Annotated in this window: 23 protein-coding genes; 13 read left to right on the forward strand and 10 right to left on the reverse strand. The window is 65.7% G+C overall.

Translation table 11 applies throughout. From position 1 onward, the window contains the following. The first annotated feature begins 43 nt into the window (after positions 1-43). Genes IOC82_RS08680 through IOC82_RS08700 form a run of 5 tightly spaced genes read left to right on the forward strand, consistent with a single transcriptional unit; the run spans position 44 to position 5,824 of the window. Positions 44-1,303, forward strand: a complete 1,260-nt coding sequence (locus IOC82_RS08680; protein WP_290545782.1) for a sarcosine oxidase subunit beta family protein — start codon at positions 44-46, stop codon at positions 1,301-1,303. Further along, positions 1,300-1,545, forward strand: coding sequence for a sarcosine oxidase subunit delta (locus IOC82_RS08685; RefSeq protein WP_290545783.1), 246 nt, complete (start codon positions 1,300-1,302; stop codon positions 1,543-1,545). Before IOC82_RS08680 ends, IOC82_RS08685 begins: the two co-directional genes overlap by 4 nt. Next, positions 1,542-4,496: a sarcosine oxidase subunit alpha family protein gene (locus tag IOC82_RS08690; RefSeq protein WP_290545784.1), complete on the forward strand. Its 2,955-nt coding sequence runs from the start codon at positions 1,542-1,544 to the stop codon at positions 4,494-4,496. Before IOC82_RS08685 ends, IOC82_RS08690 begins: the two co-directional genes overlap by 4 nt. Then, positions 4,489-5,028: a sarcosine oxidase subunit gamma gene (locus IOC82_RS08695; protein ID WP_290545785.1), complete on the forward strand. Its 540-nt coding sequence runs from the start codon at positions 4,489-4,491 to the stop codon at positions 5,026-5,028. Before IOC82_RS08690 ends, IOC82_RS08695 begins: the two co-directional genes overlap by 8 nt. 1 nt (position 5,029) lies before the next feature. After that, positions 5,030-5,824 carry a 2OG-Fe(II) oxygenase gene (locus tag IOC82_RS08700; protein ID WP_290545786.1) on the forward strand — a complete coding sequence of 265 codons (795 nt, stop codon included), beginning with the start codon at positions 5,030-5,032 and terminating at the stop codon, positions 5,822-5,824. On the opposite strand, the gene IOC82_RS08705 is transcribed toward IOC82_RS08700, so the two are convergent. Both IOC82_RS08705 and IOC82_RS08710 read right to left on the reverse strand, forming a co-directional pair. Beyond that, a complete protein-coding gene (locus tag IOC82_RS08705; protein WP_290545787.1) occupies positions 5,781-6,833 on the reverse strand; it encodes a carbohydrate kinase family protein in 1,053 nt (350 codons plus the stop codon). The genes IOC82_RS08700 and IOC82_RS08705 overlap by 44 nt on opposite strands. After that, complete coding sequence (locus IOC82_RS08710; protein WP_290545788.1) at positions 6,830-7,819, reverse strand: hypothetical protein; 990 nt, start codon at positions 7,817-7,819, stop codon at positions 6,830-6,832. The genes IOC82_RS08705 and IOC82_RS08710 overlap by 4 nt, the downstream gene beginning before the upstream one ends. Positions 7,820-7,931: 112 nt before the next feature. Here IOC82_RS08710 and IOC82_RS08715 point away from each other — a divergent pair, with 112 nt between their 5' ends. Then, positions 7,932-8,636: an alpha/beta hydrolase gene (locus IOC82_RS08715; RefSeq protein ID WP_290545789.1), complete on the forward strand. Its 705-nt coding sequence runs from the start codon at positions 7,932-7,934 to the stop codon at positions 8,634-8,636. Positions 8,637-8,814: 178 nt separating this feature from the next. On the opposite strand, the gene IOC82_RS08720 is transcribed toward IOC82_RS08715, so the two are convergent. From IOC82_RS08720 to IOC82_RS08735, 4 genes are all read right to left on the reverse strand, one after another. Continuing rightward, on the reverse strand, positions 8,815-9,534 hold the full coding sequence (locus IOC82_RS08720) for a YafY family protein (RefSeq protein WP_290545790.1): 720 nt from the start codon (positions 9,532-9,534) through the stop codon (positions 8,815-8,817). A gap of 75 nt (positions 9,535-9,609) precedes the next feature. Further along, positions 9,610-10,005: a Rid family hydrolase gene (locus IOC82_RS08725; protein ID WP_290545791.1), complete on the reverse strand. Its 396-nt coding sequence runs from the start codon at positions 10,003-10,005 to the stop codon at positions 9,610-9,612. 80 nt (positions 10,006-10,085) lie between these two features. Continuing rightward, a complete protein-coding gene (locus IOC82_RS08730) occupies positions 10,086-10,973 on the reverse strand; it encodes a cytochrome c (protein ID WP_290545792.1) in 888 nt (295 codons plus the stop codon). Between the two features lie 30 nt (positions 10,974-11,003). Next, positions 11,004-11,471, reverse strand: coding sequence for a cytochrome c (locus IOC82_RS08735; RefSeq protein ID WP_290545793.1), 468 nt, complete (start codon positions 11,469-11,471; stop codon positions 11,004-11,006). Between the two features lie 235 nt (positions 11,472-11,706). Between IOC82_RS08735 and IOC82_RS08740 the strand changes: the two genes are divergently transcribed. Further along, positions 11,707-11,844, forward strand: a complete 138-nt coding sequence (locus tag IOC82_RS08740; protein ID WP_290545794.1) for a hypothetical protein — start codon at positions 11,707-11,709, stop codon at positions 11,842-11,844. A 53-nt stretch (positions 11,845-11,897) separates the two neighbouring features. Here IOC82_RS08740 and IOC82_RS08745 read toward each other — a convergent pair whose 3' ends face one another. Next, complete coding sequence (locus IOC82_RS08745; RefSeq protein WP_290545795.1) at positions 11,898-12,353, reverse strand: response regulator; 456 nt, start codon at positions 12,351-12,353, stop codon at positions 11,898-11,900. 96 nt (positions 12,354-12,449) lie between these two features. Continuing rightward, positions 12,450-13,097: a uracil phosphoribosyltransferase gene (upp, locus tag IOC82_RS08750; protein ID WP_290545796.1), complete on the reverse strand. Its 648-nt coding sequence runs from the start codon at positions 13,095-13,097 to the stop codon at positions 12,450-12,452. Positions 13,098-13,268: 171 nt separating this feature from the next. Here upp and IOC82_RS08755 point away from each other — a divergent pair, with 171 nt between their 5' ends. Next, positions 13,269-13,784: a VOC family protein gene (locus tag IOC82_RS08755; RefSeq protein ID WP_290545797.1), complete on the forward strand. Its 516-nt coding sequence runs from the start codon at positions 13,269-13,271 to the stop codon at positions 13,782-13,784. A 131-nt stretch (positions 13,785-13,915) separates the two neighbouring features. Further along, positions 13,916-14,989, forward strand: a complete 1,074-nt coding sequence (locus IOC82_RS08760; protein ID WP_290545798.1) for an alkene reductase — start codon at positions 13,916-13,918, stop codon at positions 14,987-14,989. Positions 14,990-15,101: 112 nt separating this feature from the next. Here IOC82_RS08760 and IOC82_RS08765 read toward each other — a convergent pair whose 3' ends face one another. Further along, on the reverse strand, positions 15,102-16,205 hold the full coding sequence (locus IOC82_RS08765) for a pyridoxal phosphate-dependent aminotransferase (protein ID WP_290545799.1): 1,104 nt from the start codon (positions 16,203-16,205) through the stop codon (positions 15,102-15,104). A gap of 103 nt (positions 16,206-16,308) precedes the next feature. Beyond that, positions 16,309-16,626, reverse strand: coding sequence for a hypothetical protein (locus IOC82_RS08770; RefSeq protein WP_290545800.1), 318 nt, complete (start codon positions 16,624-16,626; stop codon positions 16,309-16,311). 208 nt (positions 16,627-16,834) lie between these two features. On the opposite strand from IOC82_RS08770, the gene IOC82_RS08775 reads away from it, so the two are divergent. The 4 genes from IOC82_RS08775 (at position 16,835) to IOC82_RS08790 (ending at position 20,955) form a co-directional block, all read left to right on the forward strand. Then, a complete protein-coding gene (locus IOC82_RS08775; protein WP_290545801.1) occupies positions 16,835-17,614 on the forward strand; it encodes a hypothetical protein in 780 nt (259 codons plus the stop codon). After that, positions 17,565-18,821, forward strand: coding sequence for a patatin-like phospholipase family protein (locus IOC82_RS08780; protein ID WP_290545802.1), 1,257 nt, complete (start codon positions 17,565-17,567; stop codon positions 18,819-18,821). The genes IOC82_RS08775 and IOC82_RS08780 overlap by 50 nt, the downstream gene beginning before the upstream one ends. A gap of 245 nt (positions 18,822-19,066) precedes the next feature. Next, complete coding sequence (locus IOC82_RS08785; protein WP_290545803.1) at positions 19,067-20,209, forward strand: AI-2E family transporter; 1,143 nt, start codon at positions 19,067-19,069, stop codon at positions 20,207-20,209. A 188-nt stretch (positions 20,210-20,397) separates the two neighbouring features. Next, complete coding sequence (locus IOC82_RS08790) at positions 20,398-20,955, forward strand: UPF0149 family protein (protein WP_290545804.1); 558 nt, start codon at positions 20,398-20,400, stop codon at positions 20,953-20,955. The last annotated feature ends 4 nt before the right edge of the window (positions 20,956-20,959 follow it).

Here is a 20,959-nt window from a genome sequence, read left to right on the forward strand (position 1 = left end):
TACACCTTGCCGAGGAGCGGCCAAGTCTGATACCAACGCCGCCGTGTCCAAGCATTATTCAGCCTTAGCCCTCGCGCGCCACGCCCTCGACCCGGGTATGCCCTGGCCGAAGGCCTGGGAGTCGCCCGAACCCAAATCCTCCTATGACGTGGTGATCGTCGGCGGCGGCGGCCATGGCCTTGCAACAGCTTATTATCTCGCCAAGAACCACGGCATCACCAATGTCGCGGTGATCGAGCGGAGCTATATCGGCTCGGGCAATGTCGGCCGCAATACCACGCTGATCCGCTCCAACTACATGATCGGCGGCAACACCGCCTTTTTCGAGCATTCGCTGAAGCTTTGGGAAGGCCTCTCCCACGACCTGAACTTCAACTGCATGGTCTCCCAGCGCGGCCAGATCGTGCTGGCGATCAGCCCGGTGCAGATGGACGTCTTCGCCCGGCGCGGCAACATCATGCGGCTCAACGGCATCGACGCCGAGCTGCTGGACGCGGGCGAGGTGCGGAAGCTCCTGCCCTATCTCGATTATTCCAAGGATGCGCGCTGGCCGATCCATGGCGCCATCATGCAGCCGCGCGCCGGAACCGTGCGCCATGATGCCGTGGCCTGGGGCTATGCCCGCGCCGCCTCGGCCCTGGGCGTGCACATCATCGAGAATTGCGAGGTGACGGGCTTCGTCATCAATGACGGCAAGGTGTCGGGCGTGGAAACCCCGCGCGGCCGGATAAATGCGGGCAAGGTGGGCATCGCGGTGGCTGGCCACACGAGCCATGTGGCCAGCATGGCAGGCCTCAAGCTCCCGGTGGAGAGCCACATTCTGCAGGCTTTCGTGACAGAGCCGATCAAACCGATCGTTGACCATGTCGTATCCTGGGGTGCGGAGCTGTTCTATCTCTCGCAGTCGGACAAGGGCGGCCTCGTCTTCGGCGGTCATATCGACGGATTCAACACCTACACGCAGCGCGGCCAGTTCAACCGCATCCAGACGGTGGCGGAATGCGCGGTCTCGCTCATGCCCTTCATCTCGCGGCTGCGCCTGCTCCGGCACTGGGGCGGCATTCAGGACATGACGCCGGACGGCAGCCCCTTCATCTGCCGCACACCCGTCAAGAACCTCTATCTCAACGGCGGCTGGTGCTACCAGGGCTTCAAGGCCACGCCCGCCTCGGGCTGGACCTACGCCCACACCATCGCCCATGACCAGGAACATGAGCTCGTCCGCGACTTCGCCCTCGACCGTTTCGAGAAGGGCCGGGAGCTCGACGAGTTCGGCCTCGGCAACTGGACCTACAAGCAATGATGATCCCGTGCCCCCACTGCGGCGACCGCGACGTCTCCGAATTCCGCTATGGCGGCGATGCCTCCAAGCAGCGCCCCGCCCATGGAACGGGCGATCTCAAGGCGTGGCATGATTACGTGTTTCTGTTCGAGAACCCGAAAGGTCCGCACACGGAGTACTGGCAGCATGTGCTGGGCTGCCGCCGCTGGTTCAAGCTTGCCCGCAACACCGCCACCAACGAGATCGGCGGGGTGGTGTCATGACGCGTTTCCGCCGGTTGCCGCAAGGAGGCCGCATCGACCGCGCCAAGCCCGTATCCGCCCGCTTCGATGGCAAGGCGCTCGGCGGCTTCGCGGGAGATACGCTGGCCTCGGCACTGCTCGCCAATGACCAGGTGCTGATCGGCCGCAGCTTCAAGTATCACCGTCCGCGTGGGCTTGTGGCCGCCGGCATCGAGGAGCCGAACGGCCTGTTCACGCTGGGCGAAGGCGCCACCACCGAGCCCAACGTCGCGGCCACCATGGTGGACCTCGTCGATGGCCTCGTGGCGAGAACCCAGAACGCCTGGCCGTCAGCCGGGTTCGACCTGATGGCGGTGAATTCGATTCTGTCGCCCCTGTTCCAGTCGGGCTTCTACTACAAGACCTTCATGGGGCCCACGAAGGGCTCCTGGATGTTCTATGAGCCCTTCATCCGCGAGGCTGCGGGGCTCGGCAAGGCGACCGGCCTTCCAGATCCTGACCGCTATGACATGCGCTACGCTTTCTGCGACGTGCTGGTCGTGGGGTCCGGACCCGCTGGCCTCGCGGCAGCACTGACCGCGGGCCGCAGCGGCGCGCGCGTGGTGCTGGCCGATCAGGACTCCGACTTCGGCGGCTCGCTGCTCTCCGGAAATGATGCCGGGCATGAGGCCTGGCGCATTGCTTGCATCGGCGAATTGAAAAGCCTTCCAAACGCCGAGACCTGCGCCCGCACCACGGTACAGGGCCTCTATGACGGCAACCTCGCCGTGCTGGTGGAGAACCGCAGCCACCTTCGCCCCGATGCGAGGAAGGGCGAGGCGCGCATGCTGCTCACCCAGCTCCGCGCCAAGACCATCGTGATGGCGACGGGCGCCATCGAGCGGCCGCTGGTCTTCTCCAATAATGACCGGCCGGGCGTCATGCTCGCCTCTGCCCTTCGCAGCTACACCAACCGCTTCGCGGTGGCGCCTGACAAGCGCGCGGTGATCGTCACCAACAATGACACCGCCTATCAGGCCGCACTCGACCTCGCCACGGCTGGTGTCGCAGTCACCGTGGCGGACCACCGCGCATCGGTCTCGGCGGATATTCTGTCGCGCGCGGGAGCCAAGGGCATCGCCATCTTTCCGGGCAGCGGCATCTTCGATGTCGAGGGGGCCAAGGGTGTCACGCGTGTGAAGCTCGGCGGCGCCCATGCCGTCACCATCGAATGCGATGCGGTGGGTATGGCGGGCGGCTGGTCGCCGGTCGTCCATCTCTCGTCCCACGGCGGCATCAAGCCGAAATTCGACGAGGCGGCCGCGGGCTTCGTGCCGGGCGGTTTCCCGGCTTCGCATTATGGCGCGGGCGCGATGATGGGCACTTACGGTCTTTCGGCAGCGATCGCCGAGGGCAGCAATGCGGGCGCCTCCGCCGCGTCTTATGCCGGTTTCGGTAAGACGCGGCCCGTTTACGCGCCGGAACACGTGACGGACCGCAGCTATGCCATCCTGCCCACATGGGCCCCGGCCTACAGCGCCAAGGGCAAGGCTTTCGTCGACTTCCAGAGCGACGTGACCATCAAGGACGTGAAGATCGCGCACCAGGAAGGCTACCGCTCGGTCGAGCACCTGAAGCGCTACACGACGCTTGGCATGGGCACCGACCAGGGCAAGACCTCCAACATAAATGCCCTTGCGCTGATGGCGGAGTATCGCGGCATCACCATTCCGGAGGCGGGCACGACGACCTTCCGCCCGCCTTACGCGCCGCTCACCATGGGCGCCATCGCGGGCCGCACGGTTGGCGCGCATTTCCGCCCGGTGCGCCTGTCGCCGCTCCATGACTGGCATGTGAAGAACGGCGCCACCTTCATCGATGCCGGCCTGTGGAAGCGCGCCTGGTTCTATTCATGGGCCGGTGCGACGCCGGAGACAGCCTATGTGAAGGAGATGGAACTCGTTCGCCGCGGCGTGGGCCTTGCCGATGTCTCGACGCTGGGCAAGATCGATATCCAGGGGCCGGATGCGGCGGAGTTTCTCAATCGCGTCTATGTCAACGGCTTCGCCAAGCTGCCCGTTGGCAAGGTGCGCTATGGCGTGATGCTGAACGACGACGGCATCGTGCTGGACGACGGTACGACCGCGCGCATCTCGGACAACCAGTTCTACATGACCACCACCACGGCGCAGGCGGGCGAGGTCATGAGTTGGCTCGAATACCTGCTCCAGTGCCACTGGACGGATCTCAACGTGCAGGTCGCCTCGCTGACCGACGAGTGGGCAGGCATGGCCGTCTCTGGCCCCAAGGCGCGCGAGGCCTTGCAGCTGGCCTTCCCGGCCGAGGACCTCTCCAACGACGCGCTGCCCTATATGGGCTGCAAGGACTTCCCGTTCGAGGGCGTCACCGTGCGCCTGCTGCGCATGTCCTTCTCGGGCGAGCTCGCCTATGAGGTCCATGTTGCGGCGGACTATGCCATCAGTCTGTGGGCGCATATCCTCAAGGCGGCCGCACCCACCGGCATCAAGCCCTATGGCCTAGAGGCTCTGGCGAGCCTGCGAATCGAGAAAGGCCATGTGGCGGGCCTCGAGCTAGACCATCGCAACACGCTCGATGACCTTGGCCTCGGCAAGATGGCCGGCAAAGAGAAGGACTATGTGGGCCGCGCGCTCCGCTTCCGCGAGGATTGCCAGAGCCCGGAGCGCTGGAGCCTCGTCGGCCTCGAGCTGATGGAGCCTGACAAGAAGCTGCGCGGCGGGTCGATCCTCTTTGCCGCGACCGACGAGATCAAGGGCCATGGGCGGGGCTACATCACCTCGGTCACGTGGTCGACGGAGCTCAACACGTTCATCGCGCTCGGCCTCTACAAGGGTGGCCTCGGCCACGAGGGAGAGGAGATCATCGCCGCCTTCCCGCTCAAGAACGAGCAGGCGCGGCTGAAGATCGTGTCGCCCCACTTCATCGACAAGGAAGGAGCCCGCCTCCATGCTTGAGCGCAGATCGGCTCTGGCAAGCGCCAAGCCCTATGTGGGCAGCACGCTGAAGATCGCGGAGCGCCCCGGCTTCACTCTGACGCAGGTCGCGGGCCTCTCGCCCGACTTCGAGACGAAGCTTTCCACCGTTGTGGGTCCGCTGCCTGAGACAGTGGCGCGGGCGCAGGTGAATGACGCGCGCACGCTGTTCCGCCTCGGCCCTGGCCAATTCTGGATTGTCGGCCCCGAGACGGATGACGCGGCCGCGAAGCTGCAAGGCCAGTGCGCTGTGACGCCGCTGAACAGCAGCCGCGTGCGCGTCTCGCTGGAGGGCGCGCCGGCGCGCGAGGCGCTGTCGCGGCTCATGCCGGTCGACCTGCATCCATCGGTCTTCACGCCCGGCGGCGTGGCCCTGACCGGGATCCACCACACGCCCGTCACGGTGCATTGCGCGGCTGAGAACGCTTTCGACATCTACGTGATGCGCACCTTCGCGGTGACGGTGTGGGAGGCGATCACGGACGCGGCGCGCCTATTCGCGGATCGCAGCTAGCATGGCAATGCGCGACATCCTCGATCTCGACCGCTATCCGCTCGACAGGCCGGGAACGCCCGAATGGCACGCGCTGGTGGCGCGCTGCCGCGCCGAGCTGGCCCAGAACGGCATGTTCAACCTCGAAGGCTTCGTGACGCCGGGCGCACTGCAGCAAGCGATCGCCGAGATCCGCCCGGTGATGGAGACGCTGTCCTTCACCCACCGCCGCAACCACAACATCTATTTCCGCAAGGACGTGCCCGGCCTCGCCCCCGACCATCCCGCACTTGCCCTGTGCGAGACGGTGAACCGCACGGTTTGCGCCGACCAGATCATGCAGTCGGTCCCGGTGTGGATCTACGAGTGGTCGCAGTTTGTCACCTTCCTGGCAGCAACGATGCAGAAGGATGCGCTGTTCCCGGCGCGCGACGATCTCGCGAGGGTGAACGTGATGTCCTACCGCGAGTGCGAGGCGCTGAACTGGCATTTCGACCGCAGCGAATTCACCACCACGCTGCTGCTGCAGGCGCCGGAACAGGGCGGCGAGTTCATCTACCGCACTGACCTGCGCAGCGACAGCGACCCCAACTACGACGGCGTCGCCCGCCTGCTGCGCGGCGAGGACCCGGAGGTCAGGTCGCTTACGCTGTCTGCCGGAACGCTCAACGTCTTCCGTGGCAGGAACACCGCCCACAAGGTGGGCGCCGTGAAGGGCGGGCGGGACCGGATGATTGTGGTTTTTTCCTACTTCGACCGCCCCGGCGTGGTGTTCAGCCGCGAGGATCAGATGGGTTTCTATGGCCGGACGCGATGAGGGCTTCTTGCCAGGATCGCAGTCCCTTCGCCCTGGCATACTCCAGACACTCCGCCCACGGACGAATAGAGGCGCTAGTTGTTGGGGAATGGAGCGACGTCGCGGCGGCAGCGTTGCCGAGGCCGAGGCAGCGGTCCAGCGGCCAGTCCTCGTGGAGGCCGAAGAGAACGCCGGCATAGAAGGCATCGCCCGCGCCGGTGGAACCGGCGATCTCGGATTGGTCAACCTTCACCGAGGGGCGCTTGCAGACCTCGCCTGTGCGCGCCACGGCCACCGCGCCATCGGGGTGGTGGATACAGGCCAGTTCGGCAACGCCCATGGCGAGCAGCTGGCGGCAGGCCTCTTCGGCGACGGACCAAGAGAGCCGGCCACCGGGGGCCATGTCGAGGCCGGTGATGCTGGCGGCCTCGTAGTCGTTCACCACGAAGACATCCGTCAGGGCTAGGCAGGGCGGCACGAGCTTCGCCAGTGTCGCGGCAGGTGCGGGGCAGAGTTCGAGGCAGGTTTTCATACCGCGGGCCTTCGCCGCCTTCAGCAAGGCGCGCCAGCCATCGGTTTCGTCGAGGTGGCGGGCGGTTCCGGGGCTGCCGAGATAATAGAGCTTGGCGTTTGAGTTCTCGGGCGGCATCAGGTGCTCGACCGTCATCACATTGTTGCAACCCAGCTGCGCGAAGAAGGTGCGGCGGCCTGTATCCTTGCAGGACATGACATGGGTGTGGCTCGTCACCACGCCGGGGATCACCGTGACCTTCGACGTGTCGAGGCCATAGCCCCGCGCACTGGCCAGCATGATCTCGCCATAGGCATCATCGCCCGCGGCGGCGAGCAGCGTGACGGGGAACTCCGCGCCGAGCTTCAAAAGCCCGGCGCCCGCATTGTGCGGGGGGCCGCCCGCCGCCATCTCGGTGCGGTCGATGAAGGACAGCGTTTCCTCCGCGGGCCAGCGGTCGATCAGGTGCACGATGTCGAGCACCACGATGCCGGCCAGCACGATGCCGCGCCTGGTCACTTCCGGCAGCCCTCGAGCGCGGGCTCGGTGATCTTCAGGTCGTCCTCCAGCGAACGCTTGGGCTTCAGGCCTTTCTTGGAGAGGATGGCGTGATAGTGCTTCACCGCCTGCTCTGCCGTCACTTCCGATTCGATCACCGGGCGGAACAGCGCCACGAGGTCGAGCGGGCTTTCGGCCAAGTTGATCTTGCGGCCGAAGAGGGCGACCTTGGCGCCCGACTTCTCGCCTTGGCTCAGAAGTTCGAAACAGTCGCGCGTCGTTCCCGACGAGCCGCCGAGGATGCCGATGACGAGGCCCGGATCATGGCTTGCCAGCTCTTCCATCGCCATCCTTCCGTTGAACGGCATCTTGAGGAACAGCGGCCGCTCCACCTTGGCCATGCCGGCCAGCACGCGCATGATCATGTCGTTGACGAAGAGGGGCATCGCCTCGGCGCTCAGGTTCTGCGGCGCGTTGGGATTGAAGATCTCGAGGAAGTGGCGGAATTTGTGCTTCACCGCGTCCTGGCGGAAGTCGCGGTACTGCGCCACCGTGTCGAGGTCGCGCTCGAGGATGTTGTTGAAGGTCACCGAATAGAGGCCGAGGTCGCAGAACTTGCTCACATAGGAAAGATTCGCGGTGCGCCACGGGCGCGACGGCTCCTTGGCGAAATGGCCGCCGCGCGGGTGCCAGATGTCGGTGGTGTCATTGGCGCGGATGGCGGGCGTGACGCCCGACTTGTCGAACAGGCCTTCCCCGATCAGCGCCTCCATGTTGGAGACCGCGCCGAGCATCACGTCCATCTGCTTCTGGCGGACAATGTCGCGGATGGTCTGGCGGAACTCGGGGATGGAGCGGTGCTTGCCGGACTGGTCGAGATAATCGTGCGCCCCGGTGCCCTTGACACCGAAGGCATAGTCCGGGTCCTTGGCGTCGGCGAGGATGAAGTCCTTGCGTGTGTATTTGCCGGCGGCGATGGTCTTCAGCTTCTTGTCGAGGGATTTCACGGGGCTCGTCCTGCAGGTTGTTGTCAAGCCAGCCCTTGTACCAGCCCTCACGGTACGGACAACGGCAATGTGGGGCTTTTCAGGCGGACCCCGCCGTTGCAGGATGGCGGCCATGACAAATCTCGTGATGATCCCCGCCTTCGGCTGCGACGGGCGGCTTTATGGCGGCATCGCGCCACTGCTCCCCTCCAATGTGCTGAGCTCCACGGTGATCGCCGATGGCGTTGACTTCGCAGCTTGCGTTGCCCAGGTGCTGACTCAGGCGCCGGAGCATTTCGTGGTGCTGGGCACCTCCTTCGGCGGGCGCGTGGCGCTGGAAACCACACTCGCCGCACCCGGGCGCGTGCGCGGCCTCATCGTCATCGGCTCCAGCCCCGGACCGGTGGCGGACCCGCGGGCGGGACTTCGCCGTTCGGAACGCCTGCGCGCCGGCGAGGCGCAGCAGGTGGCCGAGGAGATGGGCGACATGATCGCCCATATGGAAGGCCCCAATGGGCCTGCCGCCCGCCGGGCCTTCATCGACATGTGCGCCACGCTGGGGCCGGACGCGATGACCCGCCAGTCGGACGCGCTGGCAAGGCGCGCTGACCTGTGGCCGCGCCTGGGCGAGATCGGATGCCCCGCGCTGATGCTGTGGGGCGTGCATGACAGGTTTTCACCCGCCGCCGATGGCCTGAAGATGTCGGCCGCCATTGCCCGTGGCTGCTACGTGGAACTCGCCGGCTGCGGCCACTTCCCCACCCTCGAATACCCGGACGAGACGGCGGCGGCGATCGACCATTGGATGGAGGACGTGGGGCTGTCGCCGAAACTCTGAAGTACCAGCGTCCTCTCCTGCGAAGCGGGAGAGGAGGGGGCCCTAACGAAGTTGGGGGAGATGAGGGGACGCGGGAAATGATCGTGCCGGCGTCCCCTCATCTCCCCGTTGCGTGCCGCAACGGGTCCCTTCTTCTCCCGCTGAAGGAGCGGGAGAAGACGACTTGCGCAGGTGCTTTTCAGCTGCCCATCTCTCGTCGGAGCAAGCGTTGCGGCGGCCCCGGCTGGGCGCAGCCTTCTTTCGCGTTGAAGGCCTTGAGGCTCTTTGAGTCATCGGGTGCGAAGCGATCGGGCGTCATTGCGAGTCGGGCGATCCGGTCCAGGCGGAAGGTGCGGAAGTCCTGGCGCAGCTCGCACCAGGCGGTGAACATCCAGCCATCGGGCAGGTTCCACACGGCGATGGGGCGCAGGCGGCGCGTCGAAATCTGCCCTTTGCCATTGGCATAGAGCATTTCGACGAAGCGGCATTCCCGGATCGCCGTGCGGATGAGCTTCGCATGGGCCGGGCTGCCGGTAGTGTGCGGAAAGGAGAAGTAAGGCGCATCCGCCAGGCGCCGGGTTTCGGGTCTGGGCAGGCTGGCCTGCAGCTTGGACCGTACCTCGCGGGCGGCGGCGGCCAGGCCCTCGTCATCGAGGCTTTCGGCGAAGGAGAGGCCGATGGCCAGCGCGTCCACCTGTTCATGGGTGAAGGTGACATTGGGCAGGTCGAAGCCCGGCCGGAGCAGATAGCCCACCCCGGCCTCGCCCTCGATGGGCAGGCCCGAGGCCTGCAGATGGGCGATATCGCGATAGACGGTGCGGAGGCTCACCTCGAAATGCGTTGCAAGGTCCTCTGCGCGGGTGACGCTGCGGGTCCGCAGCTCATTCACCAGTCTGAACAGTCGTTCGGCGCGGCGCATCGGTTTCAACTGCCTTAGTGCCTCCGCCGGTCAGGCCCAGCGGAGGTAGCGGCAGAATAGCCGGCCGGGGCGGCGTCAGTCCACGGCGGAGGCATCGAGTTCCACCAGCAGCATGGGCATCGCCAGCTGCGACACACCAAGCAGCGTCATCGGCGGAGCAACGCCGCAGGCTCCCAGCCTTGCGGCGATGACGTCCCAGTTCTGCAAGGTGGCATCGACATCCACCGTATAGATCGTGAGCTTCTTGAGATTGCCGAGCCCCATGTTCGCCGCACCCAGCACCGCCTCGAGGTTGGCCAGCGCAAGCGCAAGCTGGCCCCGCATGTTGCCGATGTGCTGGGGGTTGCCTTCGCCGTCGACCGCGGTCTGGCCCGAAAACACCAGCTCCCGCCGCGTCCCTTCGAGCATCAGCCCCTGCACATAGCCGTAGTTCAGCGACCAGGACCACGGGTTGACGTCAGTTCTCTGCATTTGTTGCCTCCATTGGTGAGTTGACAGAGGCAAGTCTGCGCCATGGCTCCTGACAGCGTTGTGGCAGGAATGATGACGGCCTATTTCAGGCTCGCAATATAATCCGCTATCGCCTGGATGTCGCTTTCGGGCAGCATCGCGATGTTGCGCTGGACCTGGCCCATGCCGCCCGATGAGAGTTTATCATAGCCCATGGCCCCGCCATATTGCAGGGCCGAGGCGAGGTCGGCGGCATCGCTGTAGCGGCCGCGTTCGATGAGGCCCAGCAGGCTCGGTACGCGGCCCTTGCCTTCCGGGTGCGGGCCGCCGGCGAAGGCCTTCGACGTGTCGAGTGCCATGAAGATGTTGCGCGGCGTGTGGCATTCCTGGCAGTGGCCGGGGCCGTTGACGAGGTAGGATCCGCGGTTCCAGCTCTCGGACTGCGTGGGATCGGGCTTCCATGGCGTGGTGTCGAGCCCCACCCACTTCCACAAGCCCACGCCGCGGCGGATGAGCGGCAGTGCGGTGATGTCCGCCGCGCGCTCCGGCGATCTCACCGGCGGCAGGGACGCAAGATAGGCGCGGATGTCCAGCACGTCCTCCGGCTTCATGCGGGCATAGGAGGTGTAGGGCAGCGCCGGGATCAGGTGCTCGCCCTCGGGCGAGATGCCGCGCATCACGGCGTTGAGGAACTGGAGGTCCGTCCATGAGCCGATGCCAGTTTCGGCATCGGGCGTCAGGTTCAGCGGGTAGAGCGTGCCGATGGGCGTGTGCAGCGGCGCGCCGCCCGCCGGGACGGTGGCCTCCACGCCGGCCAATTCGGAGGAGGGCTGGTGGCAGGAGATGCAGCCTCCCGCATGGTAGAGGCGCTCGCCATTGGCGATGTCCGCGGTGTGCCGGGGAACATCCGCCGCGGTGAGCGGGCGCGGCATGCTGAGCAGCCACAAGGCGGCGAGCCCCGGCACTGCAAGCAGAGCCAGGGCGATCAAGCTGCTTCTGACGCCGCGCCGCACGGGTGACTAGTCAGCCTGGCGGAACGTCTCGTGGCAACTCTGGCAGGACTTGCCGAGCGCGGGGAAGGCGGCCTTGAAAGAGGCTTCGTCGGTTGTTGCCTGCACCGCGGCTTCAGCCTTCACATAGGCCGCTCCGGCCGCTTCGAAGCCTGCCTTGTCCGTCCAGATCTCGGCCTTCGCCTCGGTCTTCGCGGCCTTGCCGGCGGGGGTGCCGGGCTTGGTGTCCTCGCCCCACCAGCCGGCCCAGCCGCCGCAGGCCTTCTGCGATTCGCCGATGGCGGCGTCGATCGCCGCCTTGTCATAGGCCTTCTGGCCCTTGATGATGGGGACCATCACCTTCATCATGCCGGCATTGGCCTTCATGCAGGCCTGGCGGGCCTCGATTGCGGCCTTGGCATCGGCCATGGCGGCCGAGGAAAGGCCGATGGCCAAGGCGGCCGCCGTGAAAAGTCCCACCGAAATCTTCGACACCATGAGAGCTGATCCTCCATTTGCTTGGTCCGCCCACATTACGCGCAAGACCGCTCCCTATTCCACCACAATTCGGAGTGTCCCGGCTGCAAGCCCCAAGGCCTTGTTAACACTGCCCCAAAACCGCCCGGATCGGGCCTCGCAGGCGCCATTGAGGCGCATCAAGCTGAAGTGGACGTCATCTTTAGGGTGACGTTAAGACCCTGGACCGACTATGCGCGCAATCGAGGACGGCAAGATGAGCAAGATGCAAGATGAAGAGAGCCAGCAACCGGCGCAAACCTCGGGCCGCAAGCGCAAGAGCGTGCTGAGCCCGGAACTGCGCGAGGTGCTTCACATGCTGAAGTCGCTGGAGACAAAGCCCGCCCAGGGCTGAGATTTCTGGCGATTGTTCTGGAAAAGGGCGGGTTCATCCCGCCCTTTCGCGTGTCAGTCTCCGGCCCTTATGCGCGCAAGCGCCGCCTTCACCGCCTCGTGGAGCTCGTTGCGGTTGGCGGGCTTGGGCAGTGCGATGTCGAAGGTGTCGCGCCATTCGCCGGTGCGGACCGAGTCCGCAAGAAAGGCCGACAGCGCCATCAGCGGCGTGGCGGCAATGGGACCGCCCATCCGGCGGATCGAGCGCGCGGCGGTGATGCCGTCCATGATCGGCATCTCGATGTCGAGCACGATCACGTCGAAGGCGTTCTCGGAAGCGCTCCTCACCGCCTCCTCGCCGTGGATCACGGCTTCCACATCGCAGCCCATGGCCTTCAGCATGGCGGCGGTGACAATGCGCACGGGGTCGGAATCCTCGGCCAGCAGCAGGCGCGGCCGTCCGCCGTGCCGCGCCTCGAGCTTCAGCGACTTCTTCTCCGGGTCCGCCACGACAACCGCCGGCTCTGACATAATTCCCACTAACCTCATCCCACGCAATCGACGCTACCCGGCCAATAGTTTGCAATTGGTGAGGCGGCGGCGCTGCCGGGGCCTATGGTAAACGGATTACTTGGTGCCAAACATGCGGTCGCCCGCGTCGCCCAGTCCCGGCACGATATAGCCGTGGTCATTGAGGTGGCTGTCGACGGCGGCGGTGTAGATCGGCACGTCGGGGTGCTCCCCGGTCACCCGCTTCACGCCCTCGGGCGCTGCCAGCAGGCAGACGAGGCGCACGTCCTTTGCACCCGCCTCCTTCAGCTTGGCGATGGCATAGGCGGTGGAATTGCCGGTGGCCAGCATCGGATCCACCACGATCGCCGGGCGCTCGCCAATGTCGGAGGGGACCTTGAAGTAGTATTCGACGGGCTTCAGCGTGACCGGGTCGCGGTAAAGCCCGATATGGCCGATGCGCGCCGAGGGCAGCAGGTCCAGCATGCCCTCCAGGAGGCCGTTGCCGGCGCGCAGGATGGAGACGATGACCAGCTTCTTGCCCTTGAGGAAGGGCGCGTCCATCTCGGTCAGGGGGGTCTCGATTTTCTGGGTGGTCATCGGCAAGTCGCGCGTCACCTCATAGGCCAGGAGAAGGCTGATCTCGCGCAACAGCTGGCGGAACACCGCGGAGGGCGTGTTCTTGTCGCGCATCAGCGAGAGCTTGTGGAGCACGAGCGGGTGATCGACCACAACGAGTGTCTTGGGGTGCTCGGTTTCGGCCATGGCGCCTCTCCTGTCGAAATACCTTCCGGTTTTGGGCAAGTCAGGCCGGGTTTTCAAGCACGCCCGGAACTCATCCACGGTTTTGCGCTTTTGGACGAAGGTTGGGGGTTGCGCCGGAACCGGGGCTTGCCTATATCAGTAACGTCTAGCGTTACAGAAAAGGAGACCTCCGTGTCCGTCCCACCTGCCACTGCCCCGATCCCGGCCGGCACGCGCATCGGCCATGTTCACCTCAAGGTGTCCGATCTTCAGCGCGCCCTCGATTTCTATTGCGGCGTGCTCGGTTTCGAGCTGCAACAGATGTACGGAAAACAGGCGGCCTTCGTTTCCGCCGGCGGCTATCACCACCACATCGGCCTCAACACCTGGGAGAGTGCCGGCGGGCAGCCGCCGCCCCCGGGCGCCACGGGCCTCTATCACGTTGCCATCCTCTATCCCACCCGCGCCGACCTGGGCAACGCGCTGAAGCGTCTGGCCGCCAACAATGTGCAACTCGACGGCGCAGCAGACCATGGCGTGTCGGAAGCGCTATACCTTCATGACCCTGACATGAACGGCGTGGAACTCTACTGGGACAAGCCGGAAGCCGAATGGCCGCGCAACGCCGACGGCAGCATCGCGATGACCACCCAGCGCCTCGACCTCAACGGCCTCGTCAACACCAGGCATGAGATGGAAAGCGCATGATCGCCCGCCCCCGGGCGGCAGTCTCCCGGCCTTCCGCAAGACCTGCTCGTCTCGCGCCACGAGCTGCCTGACAAGCGGCTTTCCAACCCATCCCAACCACGGCAACCACACTCGCTTCAGAAAGGCACTCAATGTCCATCCTCTATTCGCCGGCCAGGCTCGGCCAGCTCACGCTGCAGAACCACCTTGTCATGGCGCCGATGACGCGCAACCGCGCCATGAACAATGTGCCCAACGAGTTGATGGCCGAATATTACGGTCAGCGCGCCTCGGCGGGCCTCATCGTCACCGAGGGCACCTCGCCCTCGCCCAACGGGCTGGGCTATCCGCGCATCCCCGGCATCTTCAGCCCCGAGCAGGTCGAAGGCTGGCGCAAGGTCGCGACGGCCGCTCATGCCGGCGGCGCCAAGATTTTCGTACAGCTCATGCACACCGGCCGCATCGGGCATCCGCTTAACCTTCCCGCCGGCGCGCGCGTGCTCGGCCCCTCCGCCATTCAAGCCGCGGGCGAGATCTATACCGATGCCGAAGGCATGAAGCCCCACCCCACGCCCGAGCCGATGTCGGAGGCCGACATCAAGACTGCCATTGCCGAATTTGCCAATGCCGCGCGCAATGCCGTGGCCGCCGGCTGTGACGGTGTCGAGCTTCACGCCGCCAACGGCTACCTGCTCGAGCAGTTCATCCGCCCCACCTCGAACCAGCGCACCGACCGTTACGGCGGTTCGATCGAGAACCGGGCGCGCTTCGTGATCGATGTCGCGCAAGCTGTGATCGCCGCCATTGGCGCGGACAAGGCCGGCATCCGCCTCTCGCCTTACGGCACCTTCAATGACATGCCCCACTATCCGGAGATGGAGGCCGACTATGCCTATCTGGCGAAGAGGCTCAACGAGCTGGGCCTCGTCTATGTGCACCTGGTGGACCATTCGCCCATGGGCGCACCCCCGGTTCCGGCCACGATCAAGGAGACCGTCCGCAAGCTCTTCAAGCACACCCTGATCCTGTCGGGAGGCTATGACGCCGCGCGCGCCGAAAAGGACCTCGAAGAAAAGGCCTGCGACCTCGTCGCCGTGGGCCGCCCGTTCCTGGCCAATCCCGATCTCGTGGCAAGGTGGACGTCGGGAACGGCACTCAACGATATCGACTTCAGCACCTTCTATACGCCTGGCCCCAAGGGCTACACGGATTATCCGCGGCTGTAATCGCCGTCACGCGGAAGTCGTCATCTTGGCCGGGCTTGTCCCGGCCATCTTCGTTTGCGGCAACCAGAAAGAATGTGCCGGTCAAGCCAGCTCATGATGAGACGAGAGTCGATCAGCCCGCCGCCGTCGCCAGCGCCCTCGGCAACTCATCCGCGAGGATGCGCAAGTCTTCGTCCGTTCCCGCCGTCACGCGGATGCAGCGGTTCAGGGGCGCGACACCGGGCATGCGCACGAAGACTCCCGCTGCCAGCAGCGCATCGAGCACGCGCTTGGCGTAGCCGCCGTCGCGGCCGCAGTCGATGGCTACGAAATTGGTGGCCGACGGCAGCGGCGTGAGGCCGTGATTGCTGGCAATCTGGCCAATCTCATCGCGCGCCGCCGCAACCTTCGCCACCACACTCCGCAAGTGACTCTGATCGCCAAGCGCCGCGATCCCCGCCGCCTGGCCAAGTTTCGTCACGCCGAAATGGTTGCGGATCTTGTCGAAGGCGCGAATGAGGCCGGCATGGCCGATGCAATAGCCGAGCCGCAGGCCGGCGAGGCCATAGGCCTTGGAAAAGGTGCGGAAGCGAAGGAGCTTGCGGTTTGTCACATCGAGCGGCGGCAGTGTGCCATGCGGCGCGAATTCGCCATAGGCCTCGTCCAGCATGAGCAGCGCGCCATCCGGGATGCGATCGATCATGCGCTGCACGGCGGCCGCGTCCCACCAGCTGCCCATCGGGTTGTCCGGGTTGGCGAAGTAGATGAGGCGGGCCTTTTCGCGCGCCGCGAGATCGAGCAGCGATGCCGGGTCCTCCCGGTCATTCACATAAGGCGTGGTGACGAGGCGTCCGCCGAAACCATGGACATGGAAGTTGAAGGTGGGATAAGCGCCCTGCGATGTGGCAACCGTGACGCCGGGCTCGACGAAGAGCCGCACGGCATAGCCGAAGAGCCCGTCGATCCCTTCACCCACCATCACGTTTTCGGGTGCGACGCCCAGATGCTGCGCAAGGGCCGCCTTGATGGCGTGGTTCTCCGGGTCGCAGTACTGCCAGCTCTCCCCTGCTGCGGCCGCGATGGCGGCTGCCACCTTCGGCGAGGGGCCGAAGACACTCTCGTTTGCGCCGATACGGGCGCGGAACCGCTTTCCGGAGCGGCGTTCGAGGGCTTCCGGCCCGACGAAGGGCACGGACGCGGGGAGCCCCTCGGCGAGGCTTGTGAAGGGGAATGGCATGGCCCCGTTGTTAGGAGGGCCGTGCTGAAGTGGCAAGCGCAACGACCGGCCCGCCAGCACCCAGGGCAGAACGCTGGCCCCTCTGCCGTGTCGTGGTCCTGCCTCAGCGCCGGGTGCTGCCGGGCTCGAAGCAGGAATAGGTGCCGGCATCGTAATCGATCCGCGGCGTCGCGCCGGAGGGGTATTTCGGGCCGCTGCAGTCCTTACGGGCCTGGTCGAACAGCTGCTGGCCGGATTGGTTCTGCGGGCGGCTATAGCTGACATTGCCGCGGCCGCCATCGGTGTGGCTGCCACCGCCGAAGCCGCCGCCGCCCCCGCCCCCAAGATTGCCGCCGCCACCCTCGCGCGCAAAGGCGGCTTCCATCGGCAGCGTTGCGAACAGGGCTGCGGCGAGGATTGCCGGAATCAGGTGTTTTTTCATTGCGGGCTCCTGTCTTGAAATAAGCCCCATGCTAGCAGATTGTGGCCTACCGCATTCAGACTTAGCGTCGCAACCCCGATTTTCGAAGGTGTTGCAGGGATGTGTCACCCTGCCGCAAAGATGGCCCGGGGAGTGAGGATTGTCGCCAGACGCACTTTCTCTCCATGGCCGGTTGTGTATAGCTTCACGCTACTGGGGAGAATCTGGCATGTTCCTGAAATCGCTGAAATCCATTGCCGCCGCCGCCCTGCTTGCCGTGGCGCTGTCAACCGGTGCCCGCGCGGCGGACCTGCCGCCGGGACCCGACACCGGCGACTGGAAATTCGTCGCCGCGCTTTATGGCTGGGGTGCGGGCCTCAATGGCGATGTGGGCGTTTTCGGCCTGCCGGCGCAGAACGTCGACCTTCCCTTCAGCGATGTGATCCAGAACCTCGACTTTGCGGCAATGGGCATGGCCGAGGCCCGCAAGGGCCGCTTCATGATGGGCATGGACGCGACCTACACCAATGTCAGCATGTCCGTGAACACGCCCAAAGGCATTTTGGCCAACAAGATCGACGTGACCAACACCAGCCTGATGCTCTCCGGTGTCGCGGGCTATGGCATCGTCGACACCGGCATGGCCCGGCTCGATCTCATCGCCGGCGCGCGGCTGTGGTCGGTGAACAATGATTTCGACGCGAGGGGCGGCCAGCTCGGCGGCAGGTCGAAAAGCGATGGGGCCACCTGGGTCGACCCGCTGGTCGGCGCCAAACTGCGCGTCGATCTCTTGCCCAGGGTCTACATGACCAGCTGGGCGATGATCGGCGGCTTCGGCGTCGGCTCCGACCTGATGTGGGACTTGATGGGCGGCGCAGGCTATGACTTCACCGACAATTTCTCGCTGTTTGCCGGCTATCGCGCCGTGAGCGTCGACTACAGCAATGATGGCTTTGTGTATGATGTGGTTGAGCAGGGGCCTCTCGCGGCGCTGGTGGTCAAGTTCTGAGGCGGGAGCGCAATCGGGCAGCGGCGGATTTGATCGTGATGTCCTGAAACGGCTTCTCCTCGCCCTGATGGGCCTCGTGCTGGCGGCCTGCGCCGGCCCCACGGTCGAATCGCTGCGCAGCCCGGTGCCGGAGCCGCTGGCCGGGCGCTCCGCCGTTCCGGGCTACAGCCAGATCCGCTTCTGGGGCGACAATGGCGAGGGCCTGAGCCCTGCCATGGTGAATGAGGTTATCGCCCAGCAGAAAGCCGCCGGACTGCCGCCAAATGAGCGCAATTTCCTGGCGCTGTCGGGCGGCGGCAGCAATGGCGCCTTCGGGGCGGGGCTGCTTACCGGCTGGACCGAGGCCGGAACCCGGCCGGAGTTCACCATCGTCACCGGCATCTCGACGGGCTCGCTGACCGCACCTTTCGCCTATCTCGGGCCCCCCTATGACAAGCTGCTGACCGAGGCCTATACCCAGATCTCGGGGCGCGACGTGTTCCGCCGCAAGCCCGTGCTGAGCCTGCCCGGCGCCAGTGCGGCCGCCGACAACACGCCGCTCCGGCAATTGGTGGCGCGCTATGTAACCGACCGGATGGTGGCCGACATCGCGGTGCAGAACGGCCGCGGCCGCAAGTTGCTCATCGGCACCACCAATCTCGATGCCGGGCGGCCCGTGGTGTGGGACATCGGCGCCATCGCGGCAAGTGGCGAGCCGGACCGCAAGCAGCTGATCCAGGACATTCTGGTCGCCTCCTCCTCTGTTCCCGGCCTGTTCCAGCCGGTCAAGATCAAGGTGGTGGCCGACGGCAAGACCTTCGACGAGATGCATGTCGATGGCGGCACCACCAACCAGGCTTTCCTCTTCCCCTCCAGCTTCTCGGTGAAGGCCAAGGATGCGAAGCACGGCCGCAGCGGCATCGCGCGCACGCTCTATGTCGTCCGCAATGGCCGGGTGACGCCGGAGTATGCGATGGTGAAGCCGCGGCTCGCCTCGATCGTCGGCCGCGCCGTCAGCACGCTCATCACCTCGCAGGGCGTGGGCGATCTCTATCGTCTCTATGCCAACGCGATGCGCGACGGCATCGCCTTCCGCGCCATCTGGGTGCCTGACAGTTTCACCATGCAGGAGCCGGAACCCTTCGACCCCGCCTTCATGCAGGCGCTCTACAAGACCGGTTTCGAAATGGGCCGCAGCGGCATTCCATGGGCTGCCCAACCGCCGTGAGGGTGGGTACCACCCGCTGTGGACGCTGCGCATCGCCGGCTGCACCGGCGCGATCGGCGATCCCGGCTATAACCAGAAACTACCGCTCGCTCGCGCCAAATCGTTGAAGGCGGCGCTGGTCAAGCCCGGCATTGCGCCCAGCGGAACCTGAAGCGGGCCGGCAGGCCCGCCGCCACGCGGCCGGCGGTACCCTCAGCGGCGTCCGCGTGCTATAGCGCGGCTGCACCGCAGAAGGATCGAGGGTGATGCAAGAGCCGGACGATGCGCGGCCCGCGACGGCCGGCACCGCGTCGCTGATGGAAAAGTTCGCGCTTCTGCTGCTGTTCAGCTTGCTGCTGGCCGGCGTCTATCTGGTGCTCAAGCCCTTCATGCTGGGGCTCGCCTTTGGCGCCATCCTGGCCGTCGCGGCGTGGCCGCTGCGGACATGGCTGGTGGGCAAGGGGCTCCCGGGCGCTGTTGCCGCCGGGCTGATGCTCACCTTGCTGCTGGTCTTCGTGCTGGTGCCGGTGGCGCTGATGGCGCCGGGCCTGGCGCTCGGCGTCAAGCAGCTTGCCGAGCAGGGCATGGACTGGATCAGCGCCGCGCCGCAGCTTCCTGGCTGGCTCACCGGCCTGCCGCTGGCCGGCGTCAAGATCGCCGAAACGTGGAATGGCCTGCTGGCCCAGACGCCGGAGACCAAGGCGATGCTGATGTCCTATATACAGCCTTTACGGCAATTCCTCACCGAGGCGGCGCTCGGCCTTGCCGCGAGCATCCTGGACATTTCCGTGGCGCTGATCGTCGCCACCAGCTTCTGGGCGCGCGGCGACAGGATCGCCGCGGTGCTGCGCGACAGTCTGGCGCGGCTGGGCGGTCCGCAGCTCGCGGCACTGACCGGCGTTGCGGCGGGCGCCACCCGCGGCGTGTTCTACGGCATCGTGGGCACGGCGGCGGTCCAGGGCTTGCTGATGGCGGTGGGGCTGCTCATCGCCGGCGTTCCCGGCGCGGCGGCGCTTGGCTTCGTCACGCTGATCTTCGCCATCAGCCAGCTCGGCGCGGTGCTCATCAACGTGGTGTGGGCCGGAGCGGCGTGGTGGATTTATTCCACTTCCGGCATGGGCGCCGGCTTCTGGTTCGTGGTGGGCTGGGGATTGATGGTGACCGTCAGCGACAATCTGCTGAAGCCGCTGCTCATCGGCTCCAGCCTCAAGCTGCCCCTGATGCTGGTGATCCTCGGTGTGTTCGGGGGCTTTGTGTCCTTCGGCTTCCTCGGTCTGTTCATTGGTCCCACGCTGCTCGCCGTCGCCTTCGAACTGCTGGCCGCATGGCGGCAGAGCAAGGCCGCCCCGGTGGATCGGCAAGGCGGGACCGCCGGCCGGCCAGCACGGACCGGCGAACCGGCCGCGTGAGCATGATCCGGAAAAGTGGAACCCACTTTTGCGGTAAGATCATGCTCAAGCTATTGATCTGGCGCATGTTCTTATCGATCAGGTGATTCCGCCCGAGCGGAATGCAGGCGGGCGGGGCATCTTGCGTAAGTCAATCTTAACCACGGTGCGCAATCCTTTCCCGACGACAGCCAAGACGGTTCAGCCCCATGTCAGACCAACTTCTCGCGCAGCTTCTGTGGTTCGGGCGCTACATTGAATCGGGGAGGGCCCCGGCCTGGACCATGGGTCCGGCGGACCTCCACGGCTTCCTGACGGCGCTGGCCATGGCAGGTCCCTTGCCGGAGGGGCATTGGACGAGCTGGGTGTGGTCCGGCGACAGGCCAGAGTTCGACACCGAGGCGGAAGAACAGAACATCATGGATGAGCTCCTCGCCTTCGAGGAACAGGTGCGCCGCAGCCTCAACGGCTACCGTCCCCTCAGCGTCACGACCCTGCCGCATGCGGGCGGTGGATTTTATTTTGCCGCCGACTGGGCGGAAGGCTTCATGCAGGCGATCGAGGTCAACCCGCAGCCGTGGCAAACGGCGCTCGATGAAGCGGAGAACTCCGTCGCGGTGGTGCTGGGCGCCTGCTACAGCAATCATGACGAGGACACGACCGGCTATATCGGCCTCGAGGCGCTGGACGAGCTCAACTACCACATCCGCGTCCTCCATTCCGTCATGCGGCGCGCCGCTAGCCGCCAGGTCGTCCGCGCCGCCTGAGTGG

It is taken from the genome of Aestuariivirga sp. (assembly GCF_020252395.1).
Lineage (GTDB): Bacteria > Pseudomonadota > Alphaproteobacteria > Rhizobiales > Aestuariivirgaceae > Aestuariivirga.

What these genes read in the sequence shown, in the direction of transcription:
- IOC82_RS08685 (WP_290545783.1), top strand. Translation starts at nt 1,300, where the DNA reads ATGATGATCCCGTGCCCCCACTGCGGCGACCGCGACGTCTCCGAATTC.
- IOC82_RS08690 (WP_290545784.1), top strand. Translation starts at nt 1,542, where the DNA reads ATGACGCGTTTCCGCCGGTTGCCGCAAGGAGGCCGCATCGACCGCGCC.
- IOC82_RS08695 (WP_290545785.1), top strand. Translation starts at nt 4,489, where the DNA reads ATGCTTGAGCGCAGATCGGCTCTGGCAAGCGCCAAGCCCTATGTGGGC.
- IOC82_RS08700 (WP_290545786.1), top strand. Translation starts at nt 5,030, where the DNA reads ATGGCAATGCGCGACATCCTCGATCTCGACCGCTATCCGCTCGACAGG.
- IOC82_RS08715 (WP_290545789.1), top strand. Translation starts at nt 7,932, where the DNA reads ATGACAAATCTCGTGATGATCCCCGCCTTCGGCTGCGACGGGCGGCTT.
- IOC82_RS08720 (WP_290545790.1), bottom strand. Translation starts at nt 9,534, where the DNA reads ATGCGCCGCGCCGAACGACTGTTCAGACTGGTGAATGAGCTGCGGACC.
- IOC82_RS08725 (WP_290545791.1), bottom strand. Translation starts at nt 10,005, where the DNA reads ATGCAGAGAACTGACGTCAACCCGTGGTCCTGGTCGCTGAACTACGGC.
- IOC82_RS08735 (WP_290545793.1), bottom strand. Translation starts at nt 11,471, where the DNA reads ATGGTGTCGAAGATTTCGGTGGGACTTTTCACGGCGGCCGCCTTGGCC.
- IOC82_RS08740 (WP_290545794.1), top strand. Translation starts at nt 11,707, where the DNA reads ATGAGCAAGATGCAAGATGAAGAGAGCCAGCAACCGGCGCAAACCTCG.
- IOC82_RS08745 (WP_290545795.1), bottom strand. Translation starts at nt 12,353, where the DNA reads ATGTCAGAGCCGGCGGTTGTCGTGGCGGACCCGGAGAAGAAGTCGCTG.
- upp (WP_290545796.1), bottom strand. Translation starts at nt 13,097, where the DNA reads ATGGCCGAAACCGAGCACCCCAAGACACTCGTTGTGGTCGATCACCCG.
- IOC82_RS08760 (WP_290545798.1), top strand. Translation starts at nt 13,916, where the DNA reads ATGTCCATCCTCTATTCGCCGGCCAGGCTCGGCCAGCTCACGCTGCAG.
- IOC82_RS08765 (WP_290545799.1), bottom strand. Translation starts at nt 16,205, where the DNA reads ATGCCATTCCCCTTCACAAGCCTCGCCGAGGGGCTCCCCGCGTCCGTG.
- IOC82_RS08770 (WP_290545800.1), bottom strand. Translation starts at nt 16,626, where the DNA reads ATGAAAAAACACCTGATTCCGGCAATCCTCGCCGCAGCCCTGTTCGCA.
- IOC82_RS08775 (WP_290545801.1), top strand. Translation starts at nt 16,835, where the DNA reads ATGTTCCTGAAATCGCTGAAATCCATTGCCGCCGCCGCCCTGCTTGCC.
- IOC82_RS08780 (WP_290545802.1), top strand. Translation starts at nt 17,565, where the DNA reads ATGATGTGGTTGAGCAGGGGCCTCTCGCGGCGCTGGTGGTCAAGTTCT.
- IOC82_RS08785 (WP_290545803.1), top strand. Translation starts at nt 19,067, where the DNA reads ATGCAAGAGCCGGACGATGCGCGGCCCGCGACGGCCGGCACCGCGTCG.
- IOC82_RS08790 (WP_290545804.1), top strand. Translation starts at nt 20,398, where the DNA reads ATGTCAGACCAACTTCTCGCGCAGCTTCTGTGGTTCGGGCGCTACATT.